The sequence below is a fragment of the Saccharopolyspora rectivirgula DSM 43747 genome, assembly GCF_000497205.1.
Classification (GTDB): Bacteria; Actinomycetota; Actinomycetes; order Mycobacteriales; family Pseudonocardiaceae; genus Saccharopolyspora; species Saccharopolyspora rectivirgula.
Window position 1 is genome coordinate 19,717 of the sequence record NZ_AYJW01000021.1, and the last position, 17,796, is coordinate 37,512.

At 69.6% G+C, this 17,796-nt stretch carries 17 protein-coding genes; 3 read left to right on the forward strand and 14 right to left on the reverse strand.

Annotated features, from left to right (window positions below):
- Positions 1–364: 364 nt before the first annotated feature.
- Both SREC43747_RS0108020 and gdhA read right to left on the reverse strand, forming a co-directional pair.
- Positions 365–1,129: an amidohydrolase family protein gene (locus tag SREC43747_RS0108020; RefSeq protein WP_029720649.1), complete on the reverse strand. Its 765-nt coding sequence runs from the start codon at positions 1,127–1,129 to the stop codon at positions 365–367.
- A 774-nt stretch (positions 1,130–1,903) separates the two neighbouring features.
- Positions 1,904–3,244 carry an NADP-specific glutamate dehydrogenase gene (gdhA, locus tag SREC43747_RS0108025; protein ID WP_029720650.1) on the reverse strand — a complete coding sequence of 447 codons (1,341 nt, stop codon included), beginning with the start codon at positions 3,242–3,244 and terminating at the stop codon, positions 1,904–1,906.
- A 376-nt stretch (positions 3,245–3,620) separates the two neighbouring features.
- Here gdhA and SREC43747_RS19685 point away from each other — a divergent pair, with 376 nt between their 5' ends.
- Both SREC43747_RS19685 and SREC43747_RS0108035 read left to right on the forward strand, forming a co-directional pair.
- Positions 3,621–4,730 (forward strand): peptidoglycan recognition protein family protein, encoded by a 1,110-nt coding sequence (locus tag SREC43747_RS19685; RefSeq protein ID WP_037331582.1) that lies wholly within the window; start codon positions 3,621–3,623, stop codon positions 4,728–4,730.
- Positions 4,731–4,971: 241 nt separating this feature from the next.
- Entirely contained in the window at positions 4,972–5,232 is a 261-nt protein-coding gene (locus SREC43747_RS0108035) for a metallothionein (protein WP_029720652.1), read from the forward strand.
- A 547-nt stretch (positions 5,233–5,779) separates the two neighbouring features.
- Here SREC43747_RS0108035 and SREC43747_RS0108045 read toward each other — a convergent pair.
- The 7 genes from SREC43747_RS0108045 to SREC43747_RS0108075 all read right to left on the reverse strand — a co-directional run bounded on the left by SREC43747_RS0108045 (position 5,780) and on the right by SREC43747_RS0108075 (position 15,139).
- On the reverse strand, positions 5,780–6,307 hold the full coding sequence (locus SREC43747_RS0108045; protein WP_037331584.1) for a gamma carbonic anhydrase family protein: 528 nt from the start codon (positions 6,305–6,307) through the stop codon (positions 5,780–5,782).
- On the reverse strand, positions 6,304–7,065 hold the full coding sequence (locus SREC43747_RS0108050) for a GntR family transcriptional regulator (RefSeq protein ID WP_236623087.1): 762 nt from the start codon (positions 7,063–7,065) through the stop codon (positions 6,304–6,306). The genes SREC43747_RS0108045 and SREC43747_RS0108050 overlap by 4 nt, the downstream gene beginning before the upstream one ends.
- A gap of 213 nt (positions 7,066–7,278) precedes the next feature.
- On the reverse strand, positions 7,279–7,737 hold the full coding sequence (locus SREC43747_RS0108055) for an STAS domain-containing protein (RefSeq protein WP_029720655.1): 459 nt from the start codon (positions 7,735–7,737) through the stop codon (positions 7,279–7,281).
- Positions 7,738–8,030: 293 nt separating this feature from the next.
- Entirely contained in the window at positions 8,031–10,367 is a 2,337-nt protein-coding gene (locus SREC43747_RS0108060; RefSeq protein WP_029720657.1) for an ATP-dependent Clp protease ATP-binding subunit, read from the reverse strand.
- Between the two features lie 74 nt (positions 10,368–10,441).
- Positions 10,442–11,851 (reverse strand): MFS transporter, encoded by a 1,410-nt coding sequence (locus SREC43747_RS0108065; RefSeq protein ID WP_029720658.1) that lies wholly within the window; start codon positions 11,849–11,851, stop codon positions 10,442–10,444.
- 51 nt (positions 11,852–11,902) lie between these two features.
- Positions 11,903–14,350, reverse strand: coding sequence for an ABC transporter permease (locus tag SREC43747_RS0108070; RefSeq protein ID WP_029720659.1), 2,448 nt, complete (start codon positions 14,348–14,350; stop codon positions 11,903–11,905).
- A 6-nt stretch (positions 14,351–14,356) separates the two neighbouring features.
- Entirely contained in the window at positions 14,357–15,139 is a 783-nt protein-coding gene (locus tag SREC43747_RS0108075; protein ID WP_029720660.1) for an ABC transporter ATP-binding protein, read from the reverse strand.
- Between the two features lie 176 nt (positions 15,140–15,315).
- Between SREC43747_RS0108075 and SREC43747_RS0108080 the strand changes: the two genes are divergently transcribed.
- Positions 15,316–15,504: a hypothetical protein gene (locus SREC43747_RS0108080; protein WP_029720661.1), complete on the forward strand. Its 189-nt coding sequence runs from the start codon at positions 15,316–15,318 to the stop codon at positions 15,502–15,504.
- A 2-nt stretch (positions 15,505–15,506) separates the two neighbouring features.
- Here the strand turns inward: SREC43747_RS0108080 and SREC43747_RS0108085 are convergent, their stop codons facing one another.
- From SREC43747_RS0108085 to SREC43747_RS0108095, 5 genes are all read right to left on the reverse strand, one after another.
- Positions 15,507–15,896: a hypothetical protein gene (locus SREC43747_RS0108085; protein ID WP_029720662.1), complete on the reverse strand. Its 390-nt coding sequence runs from the start codon at positions 15,894–15,896 to the stop codon at positions 15,507–15,509.
- 388 nt (positions 15,897–16,284) lie between these two features.
- Positions 16,285–16,524, reverse strand: a complete 240-nt coding sequence (trpF, locus tag SREC43747_RS21680; RefSeq protein ID WP_201768658.1) for a phosphoribosylanthranilate isomerase — start codon at positions 16,522–16,524, stop codon at positions 16,285–16,287.
- Positions 16,419–16,772, reverse strand: a complete 354-nt coding sequence (locus SREC43747_RS21685) for a beta/alpha barrel domain-containing protein (RefSeq protein WP_201768653.1) — start codon at positions 16,770–16,772, stop codon at positions 16,419–16,421. Before SREC43747_RS21685 ends, trpF begins: the two co-directional genes overlap by 106 nt.
- Positions 16,754–16,948, reverse strand: coding sequence for a beta/alpha barrel domain-containing protein (locus SREC43747_RS21690; RefSeq protein ID WP_201768654.1), 195 nt, complete (start codon positions 16,946–16,948; stop codon positions 16,754–16,756). The genes SREC43747_RS21685 and SREC43747_RS21690 overlap by 19 nt, the downstream gene beginning before the upstream one ends.
- A gap of 153 nt (positions 16,949–17,101) precedes the next feature.
- Positions 17,102–17,776, reverse strand: a complete 675-nt coding sequence (locus SREC43747_RS0108095; RefSeq protein WP_029720663.1) for a phosphoribosyltransferase — start codon at positions 17,774–17,776, stop codon at positions 17,102–17,104.
- Positions 17,777–17,796 lie beyond the last annotated feature (20 nt).

A 17,796-nucleotide genomic window follows, 5' to 3' on the forward strand; every position in this document is an offset into this window, starting at 1 on the left:
GGTGGGGACCACCGGTTGGTGCATCCCTCCTCCCCTCTTCGCCCCGGAGACCGGGTCTCTGCGGAGGGAGGTGCGCTGCCGACGCCGTTGCTCCCCCAGTTCGGGCGTGGCGCCGCGTGGATCAGCCGGGCAGCGAGTTGTGGGGCGTGAACGCAGGCGCGGGCGAAGTCAGGCGCGCCGCCGTCCGTGCCCGATCCCCACTGCCCCACCGTCACCGTGGAGTCGGGCGGTTCGCTGTTGCTGGTGGCACAGGCCCGGCACGAGAGGGCGAACGACACCTCGCTACTCAGCACCACTCCTGCGGGGTGCCGAGTAGCTCGCTAGCCCTGGTGACAGACGCTGAGACGGCACTGCAGCGGCCCTGTCAGGTGCTCTGCGCGTCACCCAGGTAGAAGGCGGCGGCGTTGTTCCAGAACACGTCCGCCACCTGTTCGGGCTCCAGCGCCTGTCGGATGGTCTCGAAATCCTCGTTGCGGAACGGGTGGCGGGCTCGTGTGGAGGGCAGGTCGGTACCGACCATGAGCGCGGTCGGGTCGACCCGCATGATCGCGCGGATCGCTGCGGTCGGATCGAGGTCGATGCGCCCGAACCCGGTGGCCTTGACCTTCACCCCGCGCTCCACGAGGCGCAGGAGGGTCGGGAGACCGTCCTCGTGCATCCCGAGGTGGTCGATGCTGGCCGCTGGGAGCGCTGCGATGCGGTCTTCGAGTCCGTCGAGGCTGCGAGCGTCGACGTAGAGCTCGGTGTGCCAGCCGGCGAGGTCGTGGACGCGGCGGGCCAGCCGGTCGAGGTCGTCCGGGCTCGCTGATCCGCCGCGGACGACGTTGAACCGGATCGCCCGCACCCCGGCCTCGTGCAGGGCGAGGATGCGTGCGTCGCTGGTGTCGGCGGGGATCTGGGTGACACCGACGTAGGTCGGGCCGAGGGCGTGGAGGGCGTCGATGAGATAGCCCTGGTCGAAGGCTTGGAACGACCCGGAGACCACCGCGCCGCCTTGGATGTTCAGGCCGGTGGTGCGGTTCTGGTAGTCGGTGACGGTGAACGGGTCGGGCAGGTAGCCGTTGTTGGCCACCAGCGGGTGGGCGGGGTCGATGATGTGCAGGTGGGCGTCGAAGACGGGTTGGGTCACCGGTGAGCTCCTTGTTCCTGGGGAACGGGTGGTGAAAGCCGGTCGACGTCGATCATGCCGCGGCGTGGCGAGGTGCTGTGCGCGCTGGGAGGCAGTTCGCCGTTGCCGAGGTTCTTGTGGGGGCCTTCGGTGCACGGCGCGTTCGATGATGGCGCCGCGCACCTGGTCGCGGGCGCTTCGGGAGTTCCGACGTGGAATCGAGCGGCTCCCGGCAGCAGGTGCGGTCCTGCCCTCTCCCCCGGGCATCGGCTCGCAGGTTCTTTTCCGCGGTTCTTGTCGCGAGCGCGGGGTCTCGGTGGTCCTGTCCGCGCGGCCTCGGTTTCCCCTTGAGCTCCTCGGGTACGCGGTCCCGCGCTGACCGCCCTGCTACCACAGAGAACGATCGCGTCACGGTGTCGACGGGTGTTGCCTTCCACGCCGGTGATGTGCAGGCGTGTCGAAAGTTGGAGAGGGGTAGCTGGCGGGTGGCCGGTGCTCGTTGGTGATCTGCTGCGGTTTCGAGTTGCTGTCGCGGTCGTGCAGCGCGGGGTGCTCGTTGCGGCTTTCTTGCCGAGTTCCGGGGGTTGATCGTGGGTGGATCCGGGTCGGGTGCGCTCGGTGCTGGGAGCGCCGAGGGGTGATCCACCGTGGATGGGGCTCACCGCCCCTGTCTTCCTTGAGGAGCAGTTTTTGTCACGGTGACTTTTGTTGTGGTGCCTTTTCCAGGCCGCCCAGATGCGTGTGGGGGTCCTTGGCCGCAGCGGCCAAGGACCCCCACAGCGGTTGGTGGTGTGATCAGATCAGGCCAAGACGGATCATGGCGTCGGCAACGAGGGTGAAGCCGGAGATGTTGGCTCCGGCGACGTAGTTGCCCGGCATGCCGTATTCCTCAGCGGTCTGGTAGCAGCGGTTGTGGATGTCCTGCATGATTTCCCGCAGCCGCTGTTCGGTGAACTCGAAGCTCCAGCTGTCGCGGGAAGCGTTCTGCTGCATTTCCAGCGCCGAGGTGGCCACCCCGCCGGCGTTGGCGGCTTTGCCCGGGCCGAAGGCCACGCCGGCCTCCTGGAAGGCCCGGATCGCGCCCGGGGTGCAGGGCATGTTGGCCCCTTCCCCGATTGCGATGCAGCCGTTGGCGATCAGGGTGGCGGCGTCGGAGTCGTCCAGTTCGTTCTGGGTGGCGCAGGGCATTGCCACCTCGCAGGGGACGTCCCAGACGCGGCCGCCTTCGACGTACTTGGCGCCGCTGCGCCGGTCGGCGTAGACGCTGATGCGGGCTCGTTCGACTTCCTTGATCTGCTTGACCAGCTCGATGTCGATGCCTGCTTCGTCGTAGATGTAGCCGTTGGAGTCCGAGCAGGCCACGACGGTGGCCCCGAACTGGTGGGCCTTTTCCATCGCGTAGATGGCGACGTTGCCGGACCCGGAGACGATCACCCGCTTGCCCTCGAAGGAGTTGCCGCGGGCGTTGAGCATTTCGTTGACGAAGTAGGCGGTGCCGTAGCCGGTGGCTTCGGTGCGGACCTGGGCACCACCGAAGGACAGGTGCTTGCCGGTCAGCACCCCGGACTCGTAGCGGTTGGTGATTCGCTTGTACTGGCCGAAGAGGTAGCCGATTTCGCGGCTGCCCACCCCGATGTCGCCGGCAGGCACGTCGGTGTATTCACCGATGTGGCGCTGCAGTTCGGTCATGAAGCTCTGGCAGAACCGCATGATCTCGCGGTCGGAGCGCCCCTTGGGATCGAAGTCAGAGCCGCCCTTGCCGCCGCCGATGGGCAGGCCGGTGAGGGCGTTTTTGAAAATCTGCTCGAAGCCAAGGAACTTGACGATGCCCAAATACACCGACGGGTGGAAACGCAACCCGCCCTTGTAGGGGCCTAAGGCGCTGTTGAATTCGACTCGGAAGCCCCGGTTGATCTGAACGACACCGTTGTCGTCTTCCCACGGAACGCGGAAGATGATCTGCCGCTCGGGCTCGCAAATCCGCTCGATGATCTTGTGTTCAGCGTACTCGGGGTGCTTGCGCAGCACGGGAGCAATGCTTTCGAGGACCTCTCGTGTTGCTTGGTGGAACTCGGCCTCTCCTGGGTTGCGCTTGACCACGGAGTCGTAGGTGGATTCGAGGAGTTCGTGCAGCACGAGGGTCCCTTTCCTTGCTCTCCCGGTGTCGGCTACGACGGCTGTGTGCAGATTTGCCGGTTTCGTTGCAGCCTCCCTTACCGGGTGTTTTCTTCGCGGAAACAATCCTGCAATACCGGGCGAACTCCACCGAAGACGTTCGGGGGATGTTTTTGCTCACCTGTGAATCTTCGCTGATTGTTCCAGGTGGAGCCTGACCTGCGATTTCAGCCTTTTCTGGGACGGTGGTACCAGAGTTTTGGCCGGTCCACCGACCAGGTTGTCGTGAAAAAGCCTCCGCCCGTGACGGGTAGTTGCCAGTGATTTTCCCTCGTGGTTCGCGTGCTGCAGGCTGGTTTTTCAAAAGCCGTTGTGCCGGATCTCACAAGGAGCAGCGATGTGCGACCACAGCCAGCTCGGCAGACGCAGTTTCCTGGCCGCCGGCGGCCTGGCCGTGACCGTGACGGGTCTCATGCCTCCAACGCGGCCGGCTCGTGCTGCCATCCCCTCGGCCGCGCCGAGCATCGCCTCGACCTCGGCGTGGAACGCTCGCCCGCCGGCGGGGCCGATCGATGTTCGCAACACCACACCGAACAAGATCATCGTCCACCACACCGCCACGGAGAACAGCACCGACACCTCGCAGGCCCACGCCTTCTGGCTGTGCCGGTACATCCAAGACCTGCACATGGACACCAACGGGTGGATCGACACCGGGCAGAACTTCACCAACTCCCGCGGCGGTCATCTGATGGAAGGCCGGCACCAGAGCTTGCAGGCGCTGTCCTCGGGCACCCAGCACGTGGTGGGCGCGCACGCCGGTGAGCAGAACCCGGTGTCGTTGGGGATCGAGAACGAAGGCACCTACCTCAGCGTGGACGTCCCCGAGGCGTTGTGGAACTCGCTGGTGGAGCTGTGCGCCTACATGGTTTCCCAGTACGGCATCGCCCCGGGTGAGATCTACGGGCACCGGGATTTCATGGTCACCCAATGCCCAGGTGATGTGCTCTACCAGAGGCTTCCGGAGCTGCGGAAGGCCGTGGGGGCGGCCAGTGGGCAGTCGGTGCGCCAGCCGGTGGCGTGGCCGCTGCTGCACCCCGGGGACAGCGGGCCGCGGGTGACGGCGCTGCAGTTGTTGTTGCGGGAGCGGGGCATTCCGGTGCCGGTGGACGGCAGCTACGGTCAGCGAACTCAGGAGGTGGCGTTCCGCTTCGCGGCCGAACGCGGCCACGTGCGCCCGTCGTGCACCGCTACTCGTTTTCCCGAGCCGGAGGGCATGTTCGGCGGTTTGGCGTGGCGGGATCTGGTGCCGCGGCTGCAGCCGGGGATGTCCGGGGAGGCGGTGCGGGCGGCGCAGGTGCTGTTGACGTGGCGCGGTCGGCACGCTGCTGCGGATGAGCGTTTCGGGGATCAGATGAGCACGTCGGTCAGGCAGTTCCAAGCGGACGCGGGTCTGCGCGTCAACGGGGTGGTCGACGTCGACACGTGGCGGCATCTGCTCGCCTAGTCGCTCGAGGGGGCGCGCGGGTCGGGGGTCGCAGTCGCGGTGACCCCCAGTTCGTCGTGGCTCGGTTTCCGTTGCCGCAGCGGGGTTTTCGCCAGGCCGCTGGTGGCGGGGCGGGATGCGGGAGGGGCGGGTCGCGGCGGATGTGCCCTGGGTGGGTTCGGTGCGCCAGACCCAGTTGCCGCTCGGGGGCGGTGGCCGCATGCTGCCGGTGTATCGGCCGGAGTTTTGAGGAGGCGGCGCCATGGGCACCTGTGAAGTGTGCGGCAACGAATACTGGATGACCTTCGACGTGCACACCGTGGGCGGCAACGTGCACACGTTCGATTCCCTGGAATGTGCCGCGCAGCGACTGGCTCCGCAGTGCGAGCACTGCGGGTGTCGGATCTTGGGGCACGGGGTGGAGGTCAGTGGCCGGTTCTTCTGCTGCGCCAGTTGCGCTCGGCGCTCGGAGATGTCGATGGCCGAGCAGGTGCGGGATGCGGTGGGGGTGCGCCCCAGCTGAGGTGGTCCGGAGGGAATGCGGGTCGACTTGACAGCGTTTCCCCGGGTGAGACCCCCCACTCCACAGACCGTTATCGATTAGTTACATATCCCTTGAAACACCGGATTGACCTGCGCCGACATGGCAGGTGAAGACGTTGCTTCTCGTCCGGTTCAGCCGCGGTTGCCACCGCGGGAACTTGACAAAGACGAAAGTGAACGTCAAGCCAACCATTCGGAGTAGTGGAGGACGCCCTATGGCAAGTCTGGTTCGTTGGCTGGGCTCCCTGTCGCAGGAAATGCTGCGGGCTCGCATGGTGATGCGGAACCCGAACACCAGCATCTTCGCCCAGCGCCGCGCACACGGCTGAATCAGCAGGAAACAACACCACAACAGCCAAGCGTGGTTGACCGTCGGGTCGCGGCGTCGTCCACAAAACGCGCCGAACACCGCGGCAACACAACAACCGCATCAAGCATGATCTAGCGACCCAACGCAAGGACTTGCTGACAGTCGATGGCCGCCCCGCAGTCGCACCGGGGCGGCCATCGTCGTGTCCGTGGGCTGGTCAGCGCTCAAGGGCCTGGCGGTGTTTGGCGGCCAGCTGCACGTACTGCTCGGCGGACAGTTTGATCATGGCTTGTTCGTCGTCGCTGAGTTGCCGTTTGACCTTCGCCGGGGTGCCGGCCACCAGCGAGCCCGGTGGGATCTCGGTGTTCTCCAGCACCACTGCCCCGGCGGCGACGAGGGACCCGGTGCCGATCCGGGCTCCGTTCATCACCACCGCCCCCATGCCGATCAGGCAGTTGTCCTCGATGGTGCAGCCGTGCACGACCGCCCGGTGGCCCACGGTGACGGCGCCGCCCACGGTGGCCGGGTAGCCGGGGTCGGCGTGCACGACGCAGCCGTCTTGGATGTTGGTGGCTTCCCCGATGGTGATCTGTTCGGTGTCGCCGCGCAGCACCGCTGCGTACCAGATGTTGGCGTGCGCGCCCAGCTGCACTCGGCCGAGGATGCTGGCGGTGGGGGCGATGAAGGCCTCGGGTGGGACCTGCGGCTGGACATCGTCGATCGGCAAACTGAAGTGGGTGCTCACACGGCCTCCCGGGTGCGTTGGTGGCGCAGCCACCGCAGCGCCACGTCGGTGTGTCCGTCTACTTTGTTCTCGATGCCGTCCAGGAACGCGTGGTCGTTGCCAGCGGTCAGGACGGCGAGGACTTGGTCGGGGTCTCCCCCTTCGATGGTTCGCAGCAGGTGTTCGTGCCAGGTGAAGTCGGCGCGCACCTCCTGCGGGCCGGCCGGTAGCTGCTGGTTGAGCGCCATGGTCAGCATCAGCTGCAGCTGCAGGGAGCGGTAGGCCTCTTCCAGGCGCCGGTGCCCGGCCAGTCCCACCAGCGACAGGTGGAATTCGCAGAACCAGTCCAGGTAGTCGGGTTGGTCGTGGGCGCGGGCCGCGGTGCGCATGTGCTGCAGGGCGCGCCGGCAGCGCTGCAGACGTGCCGGATGGCGCACCGGGACGCCCAGCCGGATGGCCAACTGCTGCAGTTCGGTGCGCAGCGTGCAGATCTCGTAGATGTCGTGCAGGGTCAGCGGGGTGACGATGACCCCTCTGCGGGGCAGTTGGCGGACCAGTCCTTCGCGTTCGAGCACGCGCAGCGCTTCCCGCAGTGGTGGTCGGCTGATGCCCAGTTCGCGGGTGAGCCGGTTTTCGATGATGCGCTGCCCGCACCGCAGTTCGCCGCTGATGATCATCCGGCGCAGCGTGGTGGCGGCGAGGTCGACCAGGCTCGGTGGGTTTTCGATGGCCGGGGCGCGCCGTGTTGCGGGCACGGTGTATTCGCCTGGGTGGTTCACGGCCAGCAGCATCCCTTCCCGCCGGGCTCCGTGGAGTTCTCCGCCCGACTGCCCGGTCGTTGGTCGCCCGTGTGCTTCGGCTGTGGCAGCCGTCGGTGCGGTGATCACCATAGTCGGTGACCCCCGGTGGTGGGGGCTGGTTGCGGGCACCGGTGGGAGGTCGGCTCGTCGTTGGCCCGGTCGGGGCTTGCTGGCCCGGGTGGGGTCGGGTGTTCAGAGGTGTGCTTCGGCGACGGCTTCGGCCGCGGTGTTGCGGTAGGTGAAGCGGTATTCCAGGCCGGTCATCCGCAGCAGGCGCCGCACCGGCCCGTTCCCGGGCACCACCAGCATCGGGATGCCGCGCTGTTCGGCTCGGCGTTGGGCGTGCAGCAGCAGTTCCACGGCGGTGCTGCTGGCGAAGGTCACCTCGCTGAGGTCGATGATGATGGCGTGCAATTGGGCGGCCTTGAGCCGCTGGCGCACCAGTTCGGTCAACCGCGGCACGGTGGCGAGATCGACCTCGCCGTCGATGCGCACGACCACGATTCCCGGGTAGGGCCACTCGACGGACAACCGCAGGGAGGCGTGGCGCGTGCGAGGAACAGGAGCGTCTTCCGAGGTGCGGGGCGCGATGATGGTGGAGGCGGGAGCCCACGCGGCGGCCCGGGACATGCTTGATCTGGAAACGATCACGCTACCCTCCTGGTGCCGGTTGGTCGTCGGTGCCCGGCCGCTGGGAAAGACGTGCGTGGCACTGCCGGCAGCGGCCGCTGACCGCGCTTCCACAGTAGAAGCCGCGCAGCACCCCCCAACAGGGCTGGCCACGTTCGTGTGATTGGTGTGCGCGAAGATGTGGCGGCGCGGCTGCGGTGCGTGCGGTGGGGGTGCGGGGCGGCGTTGAGACCGGCTCACCGCCCCGGGGATGTTCGGGTGGTGTTGTGCGCGTTGCGTGAAACCGCGTGCGGTGTTCGACCGGGCTGCCGCGGCTAGTGGGGTGAGGCGGCGTGGCGCCCGTTGGACACCGGGTCCCACACCGGTTCGACGTCGAACACCAGTTGGTGGTGGCGCACCTGGACCCGGATGCGGTCGCCGGCGGTGGCTTTGGCTTCCAGCAGCAGGGACGCCAGCTGGTTGTTGAGCTCGCGTTGGATGACCCGGCGCAGCGGGCGGGCCCCGAACTCGGGCTGGTAGCCGTGCTCCACCAGCCAGTAGACGGCTTCGTCGCTGACGTCCAGTTCGATGCCCTTGTCCTGCAGCTGGCGGGCGGTGTTCTCCAGCAGCAGGCGGGTGATCCGCTGCAGGTGTTGGGGTTGCAGCGGTTGGAACACCACCACGTCGTCGATGCGGTTGATGAACTCGGGGCGGAAGAACGCGCTCAGCTCCTCCAGCACCGCCTGGGCCGCTTGCTGGGGGTCGGTCGACTCCCCCAGCCGGTGGGCCCCGAGGTTGGAGGTCATGATGATGACCACGTTGCGGAAGTCCACCAGCCGCCCTTGGCCGTCGGTGAGCCGCCCGGCGTCCAGCACCTGCAGCAGGGTGTTGAACACGTCGGGGTGGGCTTTTTCGACCTCGTCCAGCAGCAGCACCGAGTAGGGCTGGCGGCGGACGCGTTCGGTCAGCTGCCCGGATTCGCCGTAGCCGACGTAGCCGGGTGGGGCGCCCACCAGGCGGGAGATGGTGTGCTTTTCCTGGAACTCCCCCATGTCGAACCGGATCAGGCGTTGGGTGCTGCCGAACAGGGCGTGGGCCAGGGCGCGCGCCAGTTCGGTTTTGCCCACCCCGGTGGGGCCCAGGAACAGGAAACTGCCGATGGGGCGGTCGGGGTCGGCCAGGCCGGCTCGGGCGCGCCGCACCGCTTCGGCCACCGCGCTCACCGCGGCGTCCTGCCCGATGACGCGAGCGCTCAACTGCTGTTCCAGGTGCAGCAGGCGCTGCAGGTCTTCGGCGCCGACCTCGGTGACGGGGATGCCGGTGCGCTGCGAGACCACTTCGGCGACATCGTCGGCCCCGACGACGGGCTCGAACACTGTGGACTGGCGCACGGTGCCGCCGCGGCGCAGCCGCACCCGCGAGCAGGCCTGGTCGAGCAGGTCGACGGCTTTGTCGGGCAGGAACCGGTCGGTGATGTAGCGGTGGGAGAGGTTGGCCGCGGCGTGCAGGGCGCTGTCGTCGACCTGCACGCGGTGGTGGTCCTGGTAGCGCTGCTGCAGTCCGCGCAGGATGTGCACGGTGTCTTCGACGCTGGGTTCGCCCACCATGATCGGGGCGAACCGGCGTTCCAGCGCTGGGTCCTTTTCGATGTGGCGCCGGTACTCCTCCACCGTGGTGGCGCCGATCAACCGGATCTCCCCGCGGGCCAGGGCGGGTTTGAGGATGGTGGCGGCGTCCATGGAGCCCTCTCCGGCGCCGGCGGCGGCGATGCTGTGCAGTTCGTCGACGAAGACCAGCACGTCGTCGTGGTGTTGCTTGAGCTCCCCCAGCAGGTCCCGGAACCGCTGTTCGAATTCGCCGCGGTACTTGGTGCCGGCCACCAGGCCGGCCACGTCGAGGGAGATGATGCGTTTGCCGGCCAGCGACCACGGCACGTCTCCGCGCACGATGCGTTGCGCGAGGGCTTCGACGATGGCGGTTTTGCCCACACCGGGGTCGCCGACGAAGACGGGGTTGTTCTTCGCTCGCCGCCCCAGGACTTCCAGGGCCTGTTCGATTTCGGTCTCCCGGCCCACCACGGGGTCGAGTTTTCCGGCGCGGGCCTGTTCGGTCAGGTCCAGCCCGTACTCGTCCAGCCGGGGGGTCATGCTCAGCACCGGGGACTGCCCGCCGGGGCCGTCGCCTTCTTCCAGGGCGCGCGCCAGGGCTCGGGCGGCCACCGAGTCGGCGTCGGCGGCCAGGCCCAGCAGCATGTGGCGGGCGCTGACCGCACCGGCGTCTTCCTTGAGCGCCTGCTGGTAGGCGCGCATCAGGGCGCGGCGGGCCGAGGCCGACAGGCTGGGGCCCGCTTCGGTGGTGCCGCGGTCGGTGCTCGTCGCGGTGGTGCGGATGGTCGTGGCCAGTTCGGCGACCCGGACTCCGGTGGAGGCCAGCAGGTCGGCGGTTTCGGGGACCTGGGTGATCGCCCACAGCAGGTGGGCGCTGTCGAGCTCTCGACTGTTCCAGTCCACAGTGGCGCGCACTGCTTCGGCCAGCACTTGGTGGGCTTGCTGATCCAGCAGCGTTCCGAGTTGCGATGCCGCCGGCTGCGCTTGGGAGTCGTCGGTCGAGAACGCGTCCCCCAGCAGCGAATCGAAGGCGGCAGAGGCGTCTCCAGCACTGCCGCGGTTCACCTGAGCACCTCCACACACCTGTCCGGCCACGGTTTCGGGCGTCTCCACATCCGGTCGGGCGTGGAGCGCCGGAGCTAGTGCAAGCGGCGTTGCCTCAACGACCCCAGCAGGGCTCCAGCCAGCAGCACCACACTGATCACCGCCACCGCGGCGGCCATCCGGTGCAGCCCCGGGTCGGATGCGGGGCCGGCGAAGCACAGCTCGATCATGGCTGCCGCGATGTTGGCACCAACATACTGAGAGGTCCGGTACAGCCCGGAAGCTATCCCGGTGTCGGCGGCGGCCGCTTGTTGGTACAGCGCGCTTTGGTTGCCGATGTTATTCAGACCGTTGGGGACGCCCAGCAGCGCGGCCACGGCCAACACCACGAGCAGGGAGCTGGCCGAGTGCATGTGCAGCAGACCGGTGGCTCCGGCCAGCAGCACCGCTGATCCGGCGGCCAGCACCGGCCAGTAGCCGGTGCGGCGCAGCAGGCGGCCGGCGCCGAACACGGTGATCGCGGCCAGCACCGCCATCGGCAGCATCACCAGCCCGGCGGCTGATGGGGACAGGCCTCGCGCTGTTTGCGCCCACGCCGGCAGCCCGTAGAACACCTGGTAGAAGGCCACGTAGGTCAGTGCGGTGCGCAGGTAGGTGGCGGTGAGGGCCCGGTTGCGCACCAGCACCCGCACGTCGATGAACGGGGTGGGGGCGCGCAGTTCCCACCCCACCAGCAGGGCGGCCAGTGCCAGCAGTGCGGCCACCAGCCACCAGTTCGGTCGGTGCGCCAGGGACAGCAGGAACAGCATCAGCACGCTGATGAAAGCGGCGAACACCCCGGCGCCCACCACGTCCAGTTCCCGCCACAGCGGTTTGCTGGCGGTGGTGGTCGGGCGTCGGCGGTCGTCGGGCAGCACCGCCAGGGCCAGGGCTCCGATGCCGGCGGCCAGTGGCACGTTCATGGCGAAGATGGCGCGCCACCCCCACAGGTGCACCAGGAAGCCGCCCACCACGGGGCCGATGGCGATCATGACCTGCCCGCCGATGGCCAGCACGCTCAAGGCGGTGGCGGGAAGGGTGATGCCGCGCCGGTCGGCTTCGGCGCGCAGCAGGGCCAGCCCGGCCGGGTAGGCCGCGCAGGTGCCGATGCCGAGCAGGGCGCGGAAGGCGATCAGCCACCCGAGGGTGGGGGCCAGGCAGGAGGCGACCGAGGAGACGGCGGTGAGGGCCAGGGCGGTGAGGAAGACGCGGCGGGCTCCGAACAGGTCTGCCAGCCGCCCGGCGGTGGGGGAACCGACCGCGGTCGCCAGGTACAGCACCGAGATCAGCCAGGTGGTGGCCGCTCCGCCGTGGAAGTGCTCGCGGATGTCGACCAGGGCCACGGCCATGGTCGAGGCGTTGAGGGCTTGCAGTACGGTGCCGGCGGCGATGGTGCCCACGAGCGTGGCCGGCAGGCCGGCTCCGTTGCCTTGGCGGGGTGCTGTGGAGGGGTCGGCTGCGGTCACCACCCCAGTCTATGTTGTTAGCAAAACAAACATTCACCTTTCTGGTGAAGGCTATTCGTCGGCCAACTGCTGGGCCAACGTGCCCCGCATCGCCCTGCGGGCCGGCAGCACCGAAGCCGCCACCCCCGCGGCCACCGCCGCGGCGAACACCGCCCCCACCACACCGACCGGCACCGTGAACACCGGCTCGAACCCGGTGTCCTTGAACAGCGCCGTGCTCCCGCCCCAGGCGAAGACCACCCCCAGCGCTGTCCCCAAGGCCGCGCCGACCACCGCCAGCAGCACCGCCTCCACCGCCAGCATTCCGCGCAGCTGACCGCGGGTCAGCCCCAGCGCCCGCAGCAGCGCCGACTCCCGCATCCGCTCCAGCACCGACAACCCGAGGGTGTTGGCGATCCCGACGGTGGCGATGACCACCGCCACCCCCAGCAGCCCCAGCACCACCGACAGCATGATCTCCAGCCCCGCATCCACCTGGACCCGGATCGGAGCCGAACCACCCAGCTCGAACACCCCGGCGTCCGGCCGCAGGTACAGGCTCTTGAGGTCGTCGACGAACTCCTTGGCCGACACCTGCGGATCGATGCGCAACCACAGCGCCGCCACCGGGGTCTCGGCAGCGATCCGGGCCAGGTCGCCGCTGGTCACCACCAGCTGGCCGGGCTCGACCAGCTTGCTGGCCCGCACCGCGACGTCCACGCTGCCGTCCGGGCCCACCACATGCCACCGCGCCGCGGGCGGCTGCGCCCCCAGCACGTCGGGATGCACCAGGGCCACCCCGTCGCGCAGGGCGTGCGGGTCGTGGCGCACCACGCGCGCGAACTCCTCCCGGGGCACGCCCAAGGCCTGCCACGGCTGGCCGTCCACGGTGACCTGGGCGGCCGGCACCGCCACCGCCTGCTCCACCCCGTCCAGCCGGCGGGCCTGCTGCTGCACCCCGGGCGACAGACCGCCGTGCTGGCTGACCAGCGTGGCGTCCACCGGGTAGCGCTGCTCGATCGCGGTGCGCGCGGTCTGCTGGGCGGTGGCCGTCCCCGAGGCCAGCATCACGATCAGCCCCACCCCGATCATCAGCGCGGTGCTGGTGGTGGCCGCCCGCCCCGGATTGCGGACCGCGTTCCCGGCGGCCAGGTGCCCCGTCGGGAACCGCAGCACCACCCCGAACGCGCGGGCGGTCAGCGGCACCAGCGACGGCGTCCACAGCAGCACCCCCAGCGCGCCGACCGCGGCCGCCGGCACCGCCAGCTTCACCTCGCCCACACTGGCGGCCACCCCCAGCAGCACCGCGCCGGTGGCGGTGAGCACCACGGCCAAGACCAGGCGGATCCGCCCGATCCGCTTGGCCGCCGGCAGCGCCTGCACCGGGCGCAGCGCCGCCAGCGGGCTGACCCGAGTGGCGCGTTGCACCGGCAGCAGCGCGGCCAGCACCGTCACCACGATCCCCACCAGCGGGGGCACCGTCACCGCGGGCACACCGATGCCCAGCGCCGACAGCTGCAGCGGCCCACTGGTCAACCCCAGCACCCAACTGGCGACCGCGGCCACCGCGATGCCCACCGCGGTGCCCACCAGCGAGGCCACCGCGGCCACGATCAACGCCTCCAGCAGCGCCGAACCGCGGATCTGGCCGCGGGTGGCCCCCACGCACCGCAGCAGCGCGTACTGGCGGGCGCGCTGGGCCAGCAGCACCGCGAAGGTGTTGACGATGACGAACCCGGCCACGAACAACGCGATCCCGGCGAACGGCAGCAGCACCGCGTTGAGCATCGTCTTGACCGGGCCGAGCTGCTCCACGGCTTGATCGGCGCGTTCCTGCCCGGTGTGCACCTGCAGCTGCGGCAGGGCGTGGGTGATGGCCTGGCGCACCGCGTCCGGGTCCGCTCCGGGGGCGAGCACCACGTCGACCGCTGTCGCCGAAGTCAACCCGAGCTGCTGCATCACCGGTGGCGGCAGGAACAAAGCCGGGGTGGAGCCACCGGCCAGCACGCTGCGCCCGGTGTCCACCAGCCCGGACACGGTCAACCGGGCCACGTGCTGGGGGGTTTTGACGGTGAGGGCGTCACCGACGCCCACCCCGGCGTCCTCCGCCGCCGCAGCGTCCAGGGCCACCTGGTGCCCATCGGGTCGCGGCAGGTGCCCGTCGGCCAGGTCGAACCAGTGCAGTTGGGGTTCGGCGGCCACCGGGAACACCGGGGCGTAGCCGTTTCCGCCCGCCCACAGCGCTTCCGCACTGCCGGTGTAGCGCACCTGGGCGGCCGCCACCCCGTCCACCTCGGCGATCCGGTCGGCCTCGGCTCGGGTGAGCTGAGCGGTGCGGCTGGTGGCCACCAGGTCCGCGGCCAACTCCGGGGCGGCCAGGGCCCGCGCCATCGACGTCTGCAACGTGCTGGTGAACACCAGGGTGGCGGCGACGAAAGCCACCCCGAGCACGATGGCCACCGCAGAAGCGGCCACTCGCCCGGCATTGGCCCGCAATTGGGCGAACGTGTGGTGCAGCATCAGCGACTACCCGCCCAGTCCTCGTAACGCGTCGACCACCGCATCCGGTTCCGGCCGGTCGATCTGGCCCGCGATGTGCCCATCGGCCAACAAGGTCACGCTGTCGGCGTAGGAGGCCGCCACCGGGTCGTGGGTCACCATCACCACGGTCTGCCCGTACTCCTTGACGCTTTCCTGCAAGAACCGCAGCAGGTTGGCGCCGGTCTTCGAATCCAACGCCCCGGTGGGCTCGTCAGCGAAGATCACCTCGGGGCGGGTGATGAGCGCTCGGGCCACCGCGACCCGCTGCTGCTGGCCCCCGGACAGCTCGCTGGGCCGGTGCTGCAGCCGGCTGGCGATGCCCAGCTTGTCGACGATGGTGGCGAACCAGTCCGGATCGGGTTTGCGGCCGGCCAGCTCCAGCGGCAGCACGATGTTCTTCTCCGCCGTCAGGGTCGGCAGCAAGTTGAACGACTGGAAGATGAACCCGATCCGATCCCGCCGCAATCGGGTGAGCTGTTTGTCCGCCAGGCCGGTCAGCACGACCGAACCGAGCCGCACCTGCCCCTCGGTGGGGGTGTCCAACCCGGCCAGGCAGTGCATCAGCGTGGACTTGCCCGACCCGGAAGGCCCCATGATCGCGCTGAACTGGCCGCGGGGGAACTCCACGGTGACCCCGCGCAGCGCCTGCACCTGCGCGTCCCCGCTGCCGTAGACCTTCACCAGCCCGACCGCGGCTGCCGCGGCCGGCTCGGCCTGCTCGTCGCGCAGCGGCGCGGCCTGCGGCGCCCCCTGTGACGGCACGCTCATGCCCATCCCCTTCTGCCAGCACACCGAAGCGGCCTTACAAGCTAACGCAGCCACCCGCGGCATTGGTGTCGACCCACCACCCGCGGCTGCGCGGCCGCTCACGACCCGAGCTGGTGTTCACCGTCCGCCGGTGGTGGGTAAGCAACGCGCAACCACCCATTCACCAGGAGGACGGCATGACACGTGGAAGCGACAAGCACGGAGCAGCGCACGACGACGAAATGGAAAAAGAGATCGAGGGCATGCTGCGCGGCAACCACCCCACCCGCGCTGAGGAGTCCCACGACTCCGAGCCACCGGCCGACGACGATCTGAGCGTCACCGAACAGGTGCAGCGGCCGGAGCGGCCCGCCGGCAACGAATGAAGTCAGCTGTGGTCGTGCTGGGCGCGCTGCACGGTCTCGGCCAGCCACGCCAGCTCCCGCGCGGTGTGCTCCAGCCGGTCGGCCACCGCGCTGGAGTGCCCGGACAGGCTGCCGGCGTGGCCGGCAGCGCGCAGCCACTCGGTGATACCGGTGACGCCATCGGCCATGCCCTGCACCGCGGTGGAGAAGCTCCGCAAGACCTGTTCGGTGTCCGGCACCGACAACAGCACCGCCGGATCCTGCAGGTGCTGTGCTAGCTCTGCGGCGGCTTGCCCGATTTGCTCGGCCACCTCGACCGGGCTGTCCTGCCCGGCCTGCGGTCCTCTTCTGGTAGACCTCCGCTCGGTGGCCGAAGGTTCGGGTTGTTCCTCGGAGCGCCCAGCAACTGTCATAACCAGCCAATCAACCCCAGGCCTGTTCCATCATCCAGCCTGACGCGCCACAGCCGGCCCGAGCGCGGTGCCACATTCACCCGTCGAAGCTCGGCCGGCACGCAGCGCGGCGGCCTCCGCTGCTGAAGAGTAGCTCCTGCCTCACCCCAGCAGGGGGAAGCGAGCGATGTTGCCCCGCCCCGGCCAGCGCTCGACCGTGGCCGGCGTGCCGCGGGGAGGCGATCGCGGCGCACCGGTCGAGCGCCGCACGACGCCAGAACGACGCAGCGCAGAGGACCGGTTCCCGGGGTTGGTGATCGCGGGAACTCCACACCCCGCCCCCTCTGTGGAGCGGGGCGTGTTCGGGTTCACCGACCACCCGGCTGCGACACGCCTCCTCGGGCGGGGCCTAGTGCGCGAGCGCGGCGGCGAACTGGTCGAGCTTGTCCACGTCCAGCGCGAAGTCCGGGCCACGCACCCCGGTGCACACGTCCAGGCCGAACGGCTGCACGGTCGCGACCGCTTCCGCGGCGTTGGAGGGATTCAGCCCACCGGCCAAGTACACCGGAACATCCAGTGCCTCGACGATGCGGGCGCTGATGCTCCAGTCGTGCCGCCGCCCCGTCCCGCCGAGCTCTTTGACCTCCAGGGGGGGTTGCCGGAATCGAGCAGCACCGCATCCACGTCCTCGGCGATCGCGAGGGCCTCGTCGAACGCCGTCCCGTCGACCACGTGGATCACCTGCACCAGGCGGATGCCCGGCAAGGCCTCGCGGAGCCGGGCGTGCGCCCCGGCAGGAAGTGCGTCGACGAGCTGCAGCGTGCTGGTGCGCAGGCGCCGGTGCTGGGCGATGATCGCGTCCGGGTCCTGCAGGGAGGTCAGCAGGAAGCTGTCCACCCCGGGGGAACGCGGCGGGCGATCTCGGCGATCCGCTCGTCGGGGATCACCCCCGGCCCGCTGGGCATGCGGGAGACCAGCCCCACCGCTGAAGCCCCCGCCCGAACCGCGATCCGCATCTCCTCGACGCTGGAGATGCAGCACACCTTGAACCGCACGCGCGCCCTCGACTGCATGATCACGAACATAGGCCTGGCCCGGCCGTGCCGTCATGGCTTCGCCCGCACTCGGCCTCCGACCTGGCCGCCGGTCACGGGGTGGGACGCGAACCGGGGGCTCTCGAACCAGGACCTCGGGTTTCGGCGGGGCACCGGGCCCGGCTGCGTTCGTCACCCCTGCGGAGCGGTGAACTCCTGGAGGATGCGGTGGATCTCCTCATCGGAGGTGGGGCCGAAGTCCCGGTACCACTGGCCGACCGCGGCGAAGTGCACCGGCTGCAGGACGCACACCACCTGGTCCGCTTCCTCGCGCAACGCCCGCACCGCGTCCGGAGCCCCCACCGGCACGGCCAGCACCACGGTGCGCGGGTCGGACTGCCGCAGCATGCGCAACGCGGCCCGCGCGGTGGCTCCGGTGGCCAAACCGTCGTCCACCAGCACCGCATCTCTCCCGGCCACCGACACCACCTGGCTGGGCTGGTACAGCTGCTCGCGCCGCCGAGCCTCGGCCCTTTCCCGTTCGCAGTCCTGCTGCAGGTCGTGCGGGCGCACCCCGAACGAGCGCACCAGCGCGTCGTCGTAGGTGGGCGGGCCGTCCGCGGTCACCGCCCCCAACGCCAGCTCGGGTTGCCCAGGAGCCCCGATCTTGCGGGCCACGCACACCTGCAGCGGGGCGCGCAGGGCCCGCGCGACCTGCGCGGCCACCGGCACCCCGCCGCGGGCCAGCCCCAGCACGACAGGATCGGCCAGCTGCAAAGCGGTGATCTTGCTGGCCAACACCTGGCCGGCGTGCGCGCGATCGGTGTAGCGCTCGTTCGGCCGGGAGAAGGAACCGGCCTGCGGCATGAACGGCCTCCCGGTGTGCT

What these genes read in the sequence shown, in the direction of transcription:
- SREC43747_RS0108070 (WP_029720659.1), bottom strand. Translation starts at nt 14,350, where the DNA reads ATGCTGCACCACACGTTCGCCCAATTGCGGGCCAATGCCGGGCGAGTG.
- SREC43747_RS0108095 (WP_029720663.1), bottom strand. Translation starts at nt 17,776, where the DNA reads ATGCCGCAGGCCGGTTCCTTCTCCCGGCCGAACGAGCGCTACACCGAT.
- SREC43747_RS19685 (WP_037331582.1), top strand. Translation starts at nt 3,621, where the DNA reads ATGTGCGACCACAGCCAGCTCGGCAGACGCAGTTTCCTGGCCGCCGGC.
- SREC43747_RS0108085 (WP_029720662.1), bottom strand. Translation starts at nt 15,896, where the DNA reads ATGACAGTTGCTGGGCGCTCCGAGGAACAACCCGAACCTTCGGCCACC.
- SREC43747_RS0108075 (WP_029720660.1), bottom strand. Translation starts at nt 15,139, where the DNA reads ATGAGCGTGCCGTCACAGGGGGCGCCGCAGGCCGCGCCGCTGCGCGAC.
- SREC43747_RS0108035 (WP_029720652.1), top strand. Translation starts at nt 4,972, where the DNA reads ATGGGCACCTGTGAAGTGTGCGGCAACGAATACTGGATGACCTTCGAC.
- SREC43747_RS21690 (WP_201768654.1), bottom strand. Translation starts at nt 16,948, where the DNA reads ATGCAGTCGAGGGCGCGCGTGCGGTTCAAGGTGTGCTGCATCTCCAGC.
- SREC43747_RS0108080 (WP_029720661.1), top strand. Translation starts at nt 15,316, where the DNA reads ATGACACGTGGAAGCGACAAGCACGGAGCAGCGCACGACGACGAAATG.